Origin of the sequence: Microcoleus sp. BR0-C5 (genome assembly GCF_036705045.1) — a bacterium.
GTDB lineage: Bacteria > Cyanobacteriota > Cyanobacteriia > Cyanobacteriales > Microcoleaceae > Microcoleus.
Window position 1 is genome coordinate 38,253 of sequence record NZ_JAUBTR010000055.1, and the last position, 10,350, is coordinate 48,602.

Annotated in this window: 10 protein-coding genes; 6 read left to right on the forward strand and 4 right to left on the reverse strand. The window is 47.9% G+C overall.

Annotated elements, in window-relative coordinates; translation table 11 throughout:
* Positions 1-9: 9 nt before the first annotated feature.
* The 4 genes from QUB08_RS22605 to plsX all read right to left on the reverse strand — a co-directional run bounded on the left by QUB08_RS22605 (position 10) and on the right by plsX (position 4,979).
* Entirely contained in the window at positions 10-723 is a 714-nt protein-coding gene (locus QUB08_RS22605; protein WP_333227303.1) for a PspA/IM30 family protein, read from the reverse strand.
* Between the two features lie 757 nt (positions 724-1,480).
* Positions 1,481-2,362, reverse strand: coding sequence for an ACP S-malonyltransferase (gene fabD, locus QUB08_RS22610; protein ID WP_015175203.1), 882 nt, complete (start codon positions 2,360-2,362; stop codon positions 1,481-1,483).
* A 402-nt stretch (positions 2,363-2,764) separates the two neighbouring features.
* Positions 2,765-3,766, reverse strand: coding sequence for a beta-ketoacyl-ACP synthase III (locus QUB08_RS22615; RefSeq protein WP_333227305.1), 1,002 nt, complete (start codon positions 3,764-3,766; stop codon positions 2,765-2,767).
* A gap of 163 nt (positions 3,767-3,929) precedes the next feature.
* Positions 3,930-4,979: a phosphate acyltransferase PlsX gene (plsX, locus tag QUB08_RS22620; RefSeq protein ID WP_333227315.1), complete on the reverse strand. Its 1,050-nt coding sequence runs from the start codon at positions 4,977-4,979 to the stop codon at positions 3,930-3,932.
* A 214-nt stretch (positions 4,980-5,193) separates the two neighbouring features.
* On the opposite strand from plsX, the gene QUB08_RS22625 reads away from it, so the two are divergent.
* The 6 genes from QUB08_RS22625 to QUB08_RS22650 all read left to right on the forward strand — a co-directional run bounded on the left by QUB08_RS22625 (position 5,194) and on the right by QUB08_RS22650 (position 10,251).
* On the forward strand, positions 5,194-6,528 hold the full coding sequence (locus QUB08_RS22625) for a D-alanyl-D-alanine carboxypeptidase (RefSeq protein WP_333227306.1): 1,335 nt from the start codon (positions 5,194-5,196) through the stop codon (positions 6,526-6,528).
* Positions 6,529-6,609: 81 nt separating this feature from the next.
* Complete coding sequence (gene rpsP, locus QUB08_RS22630; RefSeq protein WP_333085027.1) at positions 6,610-6,894, forward strand: 30S ribosomal protein S16; 285 nt, start codon at positions 6,610-6,612, stop codon at positions 6,892-6,894.
* Complete coding sequence (locus QUB08_RS22635) at positions 6,866-7,354, forward strand: KH domain-containing protein (RefSeq protein ID WP_333085049.1); 489 nt, start codon at positions 6,866-6,868, stop codon at positions 7,352-7,354. The genes rpsP and QUB08_RS22635 overlap by 29 nt, the downstream gene beginning before the upstream one ends.
* Before the next feature lie 374 nt (positions 7,355-7,728).
* The gene (locus tag QUB08_RS22640) at positions 7,729-8,682 is read left to right on the forward strand and encodes a PhoH family protein (RefSeq protein ID WP_333157196.1); all 954 of its coding nucleotides are present in this window, start codon (positions 7,729-7,731) and stop codon (positions 8,680-8,682) included.
* A gap of 144 nt (positions 8,683-8,826) precedes the next feature.
* Positions 8,827-9,231 (forward strand): ChuX/HutX family heme-like substrate-binding protein, encoded by a 405-nt coding sequence (locus tag QUB08_RS22645; RefSeq protein WP_333227309.1) that lies wholly within the window; start codon positions 8,827-8,829, stop codon positions 9,229-9,231.
* 243 nt (positions 9,232-9,474) lie between these two features.
* On the forward strand, positions 9,475-10,251 hold the full coding sequence (locus QUB08_RS22650; RefSeq protein WP_333227311.1) for a DUF6816 family protein: 777 nt from the start codon (positions 9,475-9,477) through the stop codon (positions 10,249-10,251).
* The last annotated feature ends 99 nt before the right edge of the window (positions 10,252-10,350 follow it).

Here is a 10,350-nt window from a genome sequence, read left to right on the forward strand (position 1 = left end):
AAACTCTCCTTAGTTTGGAAGTTGTTTGTTGTTGGAGTCGTCTAACATTTGTAGCCTGCGATTAACTTCATCGTCTAAGGTCATATTTTCTAATTCGGCCTGAAGTCTTTCTTGGGGGTTTTCAGAGATTTCTGCTAAAGCTTGCTGTTTGAGGTGGCGGCCGTGGACGGCGTTTTTGGCTTGCTCAAACTGCGATCGAGCTGAATCGATACTGAGGTCGTTGTTGACTTTGGATATGGCTGCGAGGGCTTCGTTAATCTCTGCCATATCTTTCATATTTTGCATATCGGTTTTGTAGGCTTCCAGCTTCATCCGCTCTCGATTTAGCTTGTCTTTGGAAGCGTTGACGTATTGTTCGGCTTGTTTTACTTGGGATTCTAATTGCGGCAGAATTTGTTCTGTCTGAATTACCTTCGCCATTGCCAAGCGGGCTGCTTCTTCGTTGCCGTTGCGCTGGGCTGTGATGGCTTGGCGCTCTACGGTTTGCATTTCTCTAACTTTTTCTTCATATTTAGTTTTGGCGCGCTGGTAGGCTGCAACTTGGGTGGAGACTGCGGCTGCTAGCTTTTGCACTGATTCTTGCATCGATCGCAGTGACTCTTCGGCTACCGCCACCGAGACCTGGCCGCCGGATTCCACGGGCAGTCCCCACATCCAATTCCAGGCACCAACTATGGTTCTGCCTGCCTTGTCGCCCATCAACCAGTAAAGGACTTTTTTCATCAGAAAAATGGGTAGAAACCCCGTGCTTTTAGCACGGCTTTACATTTAATTTGAATCCCCTCGCGGGGTGGAGGGGTATGGTTGCCCCAAGGCGTGAGGTATGGTTGCCTCAAGCTCCCATTTCTGGGGTAAAGTTAGCACGCGCCAATGTTTAGTGAGCTTGCGCCGGCTAGCAACACTGTCGAGCGTGACCTTAAGACTGTTTAGTTGCAAGCGATAGAGCGGAAAACTAGCTTCGCATTCTCCGGTATCGTGACTCAAAAAACGTAGTCAGTAAAGACGATAGCTGGTCCGGATGGCTTGTTAGATTTCTCTTTCAAGCCTCATGCCTGATAGCTGAGGTTCCTGACATAAGTACCAGATAAGCTTGGTTTTTACGCCTAGTTTACATCAGGATTTGTCGATCGCCCCGTCAATCGATTTTAGATTTTAGATTTTAGATTTTAGATTTTAGAATTGAAGCATTGACCCCACGGATAAATTCGGGAGATCCTTTATCGGATACAGGTTTTTTATTTCTGGGTCCTGAGTCTCCGAAGGAATGAATCCGGGGGCTTGTATCCTGGATGCTTTCGGTCAGGTCGATCGATTTCTCGATTTTTGATTAATATTTTCTAACTGTCTGGATCGTCTATCCCCAATCTGCACAACAGGCCATATGAGGATTTGCCTGTTGTGCTATTTGTTTTTGGGCAATCTTCAGGCCTGTTAACTCTCAATTTTAGAGCCTGCCATTTAATAACAGGCTAAAAATAGATTAAGCGGGCAAATCTGCAAAACTGCTAACATTTACCAGTGCTAAATCGGGACAAGTCCGTTTGATCAAACCTGTGAGAACTTTGCCGGGGCCAATTTCCACTACCCGATCGATTCCTTGTTGCGGCAATTGCAGGGAAATTTCTCGCCACCGCACGCCTTTGGTCATCTGCTGAGTCAACCGTTGCTTTAAAGTGGCTGCGCTGGTAGTGGCTGAGGGTTCTGCGTTCGAGAGCACTAGCATTTTAGCATCAGAAAATCTTGCAGACTTTAAGGCTAGTTGAAACTCTGCCGCCACTGATGCCATCAGGGGAGAGTGAAACGCACCGGAAACATTCAATTTAACGGCGCGTTTGACTTTGATTTTGGCAAGCAAATCTTCTACTGCTGCGGGCGTTCCCGAAATCACGACTTGTGCTTCGCTGTTGTCGTTTGCCAGCACCACGTCTCGGCTGTATTGAATTTGCAGTTCTAGTTCCTGCCTGTCGAACCCGATCAAAGCCACCATTTGGCCGCCGGAGGCAGTGTCCATGAGTTCGGCGCGGCGTTTGACTAAGCGCAATCCGGTTTCAAAGTCAAAGACGCCTGCTGCGTAGAGGGCAACATATTCTCCTAAACTGTGACCGGCAACTACCGCTGGTCGATCGCTTTTTTCTCGCACTAAGTCGGCCAAAATACTTTCTACTACGAACAAGCAAGGCTGAGTGTAGAGAGTCCGAGATAGTTTTGCTTCTTCTTTTTGGCAAACTTCCGGGACAGACCAGCCTAAAATTTCTTTAGCGAGCTCAAATTTGGCTTTGGCTGTTGGCAAGTTTAATAAGTCTGCACCCATCCCGATCGCCTGGGAACCTTGTCCGGGAAATACCCATGCTGTTTTAGTCATTTTTCCGGTAATCTGCTAATTGGTGGTTGCTAATTGGTGATTGCAAAAATTCTTTCTTTCCCGCTTCTAAGTTCGCTCGCTGGTATCCGCTATCTTTCGGTTAACGAACTCTCTACTCGCGACTCATAATTATAACATCTAACTGCGATTTTTACCAGGTTTATTTTTTTTTGCTACTTTAATTTGATTAATAGGCGTAGCACAATTTTCAACCTTCAAACCGGGGAAAGTCGATCGAAGAATAGAGGATGTTCCATTTCAGCACGCCCTTGTCAATAACTGCTGTCCGGCTGGTGCACCGCTGCGAACCTTGCCCTATGTATGGCGTGTTAAAGGATTTGTATTTTACTCGATCGAACTCCCGACAATAACCGGAGCAAGTTTACAGCCGGCCGCCAAATATTACCTTCCCCATTGAAAAATCGCAGCCCCCCAAGTCAAACCTGCACCGAAACCAGCAGCAGCAATAGTATCGCCCGCTTTAACTTTACCCAGACGCACGGCTTCGTCTAAGGCAAGGGGAATTGAAGCCGCTGAGGTATTGCCGTAATTTGCCAAATTGCTGATTACTTTTTCGGGGGGAATCTTTAGCCTTTGGGCAACTGCATCGAGAATCCGCTGATTGGCTTGGTGCAACAACAGCCAGTCAATTTCAGCAGCGCTGACATTTGCCCGAAACATAGCTTTTTCTATGACTTCCGGCACTTTTCTCACGGCAAAGCGATAGATTTCTTGACCATTCATTGTGATGGGTTCAAATCCGCCCACTCCGACGCTGACGCCCTCAATTAATTCTTTTGACTCGGCTTTGTAAGCCAAATTGAGAGACGAATTTTGTGTGCCGTCGCTGCGAATTTCAAATCCCAAAAAGGAATCGACTTCTGAAGCTTGCAATACCACCGCACCTGCACCGTCTCCAAATAGAATGCAAGTACCCCTATCCGACCAATTCACCCAGCGAGACAAAATATCTGCTCCGATTAGCAAAACATTTTGATAAACCCCTGTCCGAATGAACTGCGAGGCTGTAACTAAACCAAAAATAAAGCCCGAACAAGCTGCTGTCAAATCAAAAGCCACAGCTTTTGTCGCGCCTAACTGATATTGAATTTTACTGGCCGTGCCAAACAAATCGTCAGGACTGGAAGTCGCCAAAATAATTAAATCGATATCTGTCGGCGAAATTTCTGCCATTGCGATCGCCTGAAGCGATGCCTGTGACGCTAAATCGCACAAAGAAGTGCGATCGTCCGCCAGCCTGCGCGCTCGAATGCCCGTCCGCGCCCCAATCCACTCGTCATTCGTTTCTACTATCTGACTCAAACCGTTATTATCCAGCGAAACCTGCGGTGTACAAGAACCGCTACCCGTGACGGCAATGCCGAACCCTGATTGCTGCAACATTCCTCTCCATTTATGAGCGATCCATCTAGAAATTAAAAATTAAAAACTACCAATTAAAATTATTTTTTAAACTGCTGAAATTACTTGTTTTAAAGCAAAACAGTTGGTTTAAGCTGACATTTTTAATTTTACATTTTTAATTTTTAATTCCTACTTACTGCCTCTAATTCACAGCTTCTTGTTCCAGAGCGCTTTGGTTATTGGACGATCTAATTCGCTCCAGCACTTGGTTGTCAACAGCCTCCTTCGCCAAACGAATGGCATTGAAAATTGAAGCAGCTTGAGACGAACCGTGGCTGATAATGCAAACTCCAGCAACGCCCAACAGCAAACCGCCGCCGTGTTCAACGTGGTCTACCCGCTGCTTGAATCCTTGCAAGCTTTTTTGCAGCATAGGGTCGTTAATTTGATGTTGGAGTCCTTTGACCAACTCTTCCTTAAGCACCTGGACTACGACTTCGCCCACCGCTTCGGCAAACTTCAACAACACGTTGCCGACAAACCCGTCGCAGACAATCACGTCGAATTTCCCCGACAGCACGTCGCGGCCTTCGGCATTGCCCACAAAAGGAATGTTCGGGTTGTCCACCAATAACTGGTGAGTTCGCACCGCCGCGTCGTTGCCTTTAGAAGGTTCTTCGCCAATGTTGAGCAGGCCGATTTTAGGTTCGGCGACGCCCAGCACGCACTGGCTGTAAATAGTTCCCATAAGAGCGAACTGCTCCAAAAATTTGGGGCGGCAGTCCACATTAGCGCCAACATCGAGAATGAGTACAGAGCTGCCCGGTATCATTGTCGGCAAAACCGCACCAATCGCAGGGCGATCGATTCCGGGGAGCCGCCCCAACCTGAGCAGGGCAGCAGCCATTGCCGCGCCGGAGTGACCGGCGGACACCACAGCATCAGCTTGCTGCTGCTTTACCAAGTTCATCGCTACGTTAATCGAAGCGTTGGGCTTGCGTTTGAGGGCACTTAAAGGTTCTTCGTGCATTTCCACCGCTCCTTCAGAAGGAACGATTTCTAGCTGACCTGTAGAGACGCGGCCGATCGCGTCTTGTTGCCGGAGCGAGTCTTCTATTTGCTGCGGGTCGCCCACGAGCAAAATCTCTACGCCTAATTCTTCTTGTGCCTTAAGCGCTCCAGCTACAACTTCGGCGGGGGCATGATCCCCACCCATAGCGTCTATTGCAATTCTTGCGCGTGTCGATCCCATTGACCAATGTTTGAGAAACATTAAAAATTCTACCAGGAAGTCAGGAGCGTGAATCCAGAAGTCTGAATAAAGAACTAAAATCCGCTCGCAAGGGCGATCGGACAATTCTTATTTCCGACTACTCTGATAGAACTTGTTTTGTCACTACTTTACTATTTTTGACGGCAAATTGAAAAAATCAATGCAATAGTTTACATGACTTTAGGAGTAAAAAATGCTGGATTTATTTAGCTCAGGAATCATATCTCTGTGGCTGGACATGGCCGGGGTAGGCACTGCCGCGCCTAATGCTGCGTCAGTGCTGGCTTGGCGGGGAGGGATACCCGGGTTAGTGATGGCGGAAGATTTGGCTTTTGGGAGAATAAATGCGGCAAATCCAGACTTGCCTGCAGAAGCGACGGTGCGGGAATATTTAAAAGATTTGAAAGACAAAAACCTGATTGATGGAAATCAGGGAATTTGGGTGCAAGCGGGAATGGTGCCAGTGATAAGTCAGCAGGGCAAGACGCTGATGCCTGGGGCTTCGCTAACTAAGATTGCGACTTCTCTGGCGTCGCTGGAGACTTGGGGCGCGGATTATCAATTTGAAACAAGGTTTCGAGCAACGGGGCCGATTACCAATGGTGTATTGCAGGGAGATTTGGTGGTCAGCGGCGGGGGCGATCCGCTGTTTGTGTGGGAGGAGGCGATCGCCGTGGGCAATGCTCTCAATCAAATGGGTATCGAGCGTGTGGCGGGGAATTTGGTGGTGACAGGCAATTTCCGCATGAATTATCAGTCCGATCCTTTGGTGGCGGGGGAGATACTGCGGCAAGCTCTTGAGGGTAGTAATTGGCCTGCGGACGTGGTGGCAATGTATTCTAAGATGGCTCCAGGAACTAGAAAGCCGCAAGTAACGGTGGCCGGCAGCGTCATTGCTGAGAAATTTGTGACTTCGGGGCGTTTGCTGCTGAAGCGCCGATCGCTCCCTTTAGCCGAAATTCTCAAGCAGATGAACGTCCACAGCGACAATGAAATGGCTCAGATGCTGGCAGACGATTTGGGCGGGGCCAAGATAGTGCAGCAGCAAGCGACTTGGGCTGCGGGGGTGCCGGAGGAGGAACTTCAATTAGTTAACGGTTCGGGATTGGGAGTGGAAAATCGGATGTCTCCGAGGGCGGCTTGTGGGATGATGCAGGCGATCGCCCGCAACCTTCAGACTACTGGGCTGACGATTGCTGACTTGTTTCCGGTGTCCGGCCGCGATAAAGGAACTTTGGAATACCGACACATTCCGCGATCGGCTGTGGTGAAAACTGGTACTTTGGACACGGTGATTGCTTTGGCTGGAGCCATACCCACGCGCGATCGGGGTTTAGTGTGGTTTGCAATTATTAATCGCGGCACCGATTGGGACTCTTTGAGAGCGCAGCAAGATATATTTTTGCAAAAATTGGTGCAGCAGTGGGGAACAGCATCGATTTTGCCACTAGCAATTACACCGCACATTGACGGCGCCAGACCTGCCTTGGGGGCAGCAAATCGTAGCGATATTTTGGTCGGAGGTTAAGAAATAGGGGTTGACTTGGGGTTCGGGGAAGGAGCACTGACAAAATAGCTTAGAATTGGAACAAGACTATTGTGCAAGAAGATGATCAAACTGCGATTGAAGAGATACGGGAAAAAACGCGAGACAAGCTACCGGATTGTAGCGATGAACAGTTCTACCCGCCGCGACGGCCGTCCCCTAGAAGAGCTCGGCTATTACAACCCCAGAAATAACGAAACCAGGCTGGATGTTCCAGCGATTGTCAAGCGCCTGCAAGACGGCGCTCAGCCAACTGACACCGTGCGTGACATCCTCAGAAAAGCCCATGTATTTGAACAAGTCGGAGCCGGAGCTAACGTTGAATCCAGCACAGCAACAGTCAGCTAGTCCAAACTATGCTGGACTGGTTAAGTTTTTAATTGGGCCTTTTTTAGAGACCCCAGGCTCTTTGCGGGTTGATTGCGAACTGCACCCGCGCCAATCGCGGGTCTGGGTTAGGCTTGCTTTTGAAGATCCCGACAAAGGCCGGGTTTACGGTAGGGGGGGACGCAATATTCAGGCAATTAGAACTACGCTCGAAGCGGTGGCGCAGACGGCGGGTCAGTCCCTCTACTTAGATATATACGATGGTGAAGCGGGCGATCGTGGATCTGGCCCGCCCAGGGGCGATCGCGATCGCCCGGATCGCGACCGCCCAGATCGTGGCTCGCGGGAGCCGCGAGGCGACTTCCGACCCCGGACGCCACCTCCGTCGCCCAGTCCCTTAGCTAGCAGAACTCCGAGAGAACAACCTCGCCGTACTAACACACCTACGTTTAGAACGAGCCGAAATACTCCCGGTTATTAACTAACTGCAGAGCCAAGAAAGAATTTTAGATTTTAGATTGCCTGTTGTAGAGTTTGTATTACAAGCCCCGTTTGGTTTGAAATTGCCGGTTTTGCGATCGGAAACAAATGTAAAATTTTAAATTTCAAATGTCAGCGGCATCAGGTTCATCTAAAATCTAAAATTTCAAATCTAAAATCTAAAATTGCCTGACTTAATAGAAGGGAGATTTGATTTGTGCCTCAAGCACCAAACTCATTGGGGAGCTAAATCTAAAAGACGCCTTAGATACTAGGTAAAACCTAGTAACGGGCGTCTTTTTGTTCGCAAATAGTGACTGGTGGAAGGTTTAGTTGTTAACTTTTAATTGCTTATTTGGAGGAGATTATGTTGGCATGAATGAAAAACTAACAATAGAGTTACCGAGCACCCAAAGTGCAATGTCGCTGGCCGGTAATCAAGAAGAAAACCTGAAAATGATCTCTAAGCAAACCGGTGCTACCCTGGTAATGCGAGGGCAAGAACTGCTGATTTCTGGCACAAAAAGTCAAGTAGAATTGTGTCATAAATTAGTGCGATCGCTCTCCGACTATTGGAAATCCGGCAAAAATATTACCGGAGTTGAAATCCAGACGGCGCGCCAAGCTTTGGATACCAACCGCCAAGGCGATTTACAAGACTTGCAGCGAGACGTTCTCGCCAGAACCCGCCGCGGCGAAGAAATTAGAGCCAAAACCTTCAAGCAGCGGCAATACGTCCAAGCAGTACGCACGCACGACCTGACATTTTGCATTGGCCCCGCTGGTACTGGCAAAACATTTCTAGCTGCTATTTTCGCCGTGCAAGCGCTGTTGAGCAAGCAGTACGAACGGCTGATTTTAACCAGGCCAGCGGTGGAAGCTGGCGAAAAATTAGGGTTTTTGCCGGGAGATTTGCAGCAAAAAGTCGATCCATATTTGCGCCCGCTTTACGACGCCCTGCAAGAAATGATCGACCCGGAAAAAATGGCGGATTTAATGGAAAGAGGCTTGATCGAAGTAGCTCCTTTAGCTTATATGCGGGGGCGCACTCTCAGCAATGCTTTCGTAATTTTGGACGAAGCTCAAAATACGACGCCGGCTCAGATGAAAATGGTGTTGACTCGTCTGGGCTTTCGATCGAGAATGGTAGTGACGGGCGATATCACTCAAACAGATTTGCCGCCAAACCAACAGTCGGGATTGTCAGTCGCCCAAAACATTCTACGCAACGTTGAGGGCATTGCTTTCTGCGAATTCTCTCAGGCGGATGTGGTGCGACATCCTCTAGTGCAGCGGATTGTCGCTGCTTACGAACTGCACGAAACATAGTCATTAGTCAGTAGTTGTTGGTTGTTAGTTATTGTTGTTTTTAATTACCAATAATCAATGCCCAAGGCTCTTGGATCCAATTCCCAATGCCCAATTCCCAATGCCCAATACCCAATGCCCAATACCCAATTCCCCAATTAAATTATGCCTAATCTGAAAGAATTCTTGGAAGCTTGCGAACAATTGGGAACGCTGCGTTTAATCGTGACTAGCAGCGCGGCTGTGCTGGAAGTGCGCGGTTCAATTCACAAGCTGTTTTATGCGGAGTTGCCGAAGGGAAAGTATGCCAATATGCACGCCGAAATATTTGAGTTTCACCTAAATATGGACAAAATAAAACAGGTGAAGTTTGAAACGGGTGAGGCGAAAAGAGGCAATTTCACTACTTATGCAATTCGTTTTATCGACGAACAAAATGAGGCTGCTTTGAGCGCGTTTTTGCAGTGGGGAAAGCCGGGGGAATACGAACCAGGACAGGTGGAAAATTGGCACGAATTGAAGGAAAAATACGGGGAGGTTTGGGAACCCGCACCTGTTGAGGCGCTTTAAAAGATAGGTTTTTCCACCTTTGAATTGCATATTGGGGGCGGGTAGGATGCCCAACCCCTACTCCCCACAAGCAGAACATTTATTTTTGTGCAACAGGCATCTTGCCTGTTTATGAAAATGGTATAAAATATGATGTTTAACTGATTTGTTGTCTAATTTTTGAATTAAGGAACCGCAGAGGGCGCAGAGAACGCAGAGAAGAGAAAGAGAGACCGAAAATTAGTTGTTTGAATGTAATTGGGTATGAAGGTATTTTGGAGTTTTTGTTTGGTTTTGCTGGTGTTGCTGTGGGGTGGCGGTGCGAGGGCGGGGGTTTTGGGCGATCGCATATCAAGTTTTCCCAATTGGGAAAGCAAGCCTCCTATCGCTGTAGCTAAGGGAGATTTGGTATATCCCGACTGGATGGCGGGGAATTGGAATGTTGCTAGCACTTTGGTAGATTTAGCCGCTCCTTTAGCGCCCAAGATTGTCACGCCAGGGTTTGAAAGCAACCGCCAGTATTTGCAGCAGCCGATATTATTTAAAGTGCGATTTCAACCTGAAAAAAATCTTGGGTTAATTTATAATTATACATTTAAAAAAACTCAAAAGATTGTAGCAGATCGCACTTTTAACGGTTTGAATATTGCCAAGGCTTATTTAGGCGATGGTGGCGTACTTTCGGTGAAAGTCGATCCTACCAATCCCAACCGCCAAATTACTGTTTTGAAAGGGGAACGCCAATTAATTTCAATTGTTACCAGTCGGGGAACTGAGACGCCGAATCCTCGCGAGTTTGTGTCTACAGAGATTTCTCAGCAGATTTTTCGGGGAGAGTCTGATATTTATTTAAATGAGGTGGAGACAACAACGGCTTATCGAGTTGTTGGAGGCGGGAAAAATGGCGATTCTGCGAGTAAAAGAATTGAGGCAGATCAGGTGACAGCGATTTATTTGTCGCCGCAAGACCCGGATTATTTTGCGGCTGGGGGGCATCCTGTGGCTCTCTACCGATATCGGTTGGAGTTGGTGCGGGCATAATTACATTGTCATCTTGATCGGTCTAGAGAGGCAGTCCAGTAGAAGTAGTTGACAAAAAATACAGTTTCTGCTGATGCTGATTTATAAGTAAATGTGATA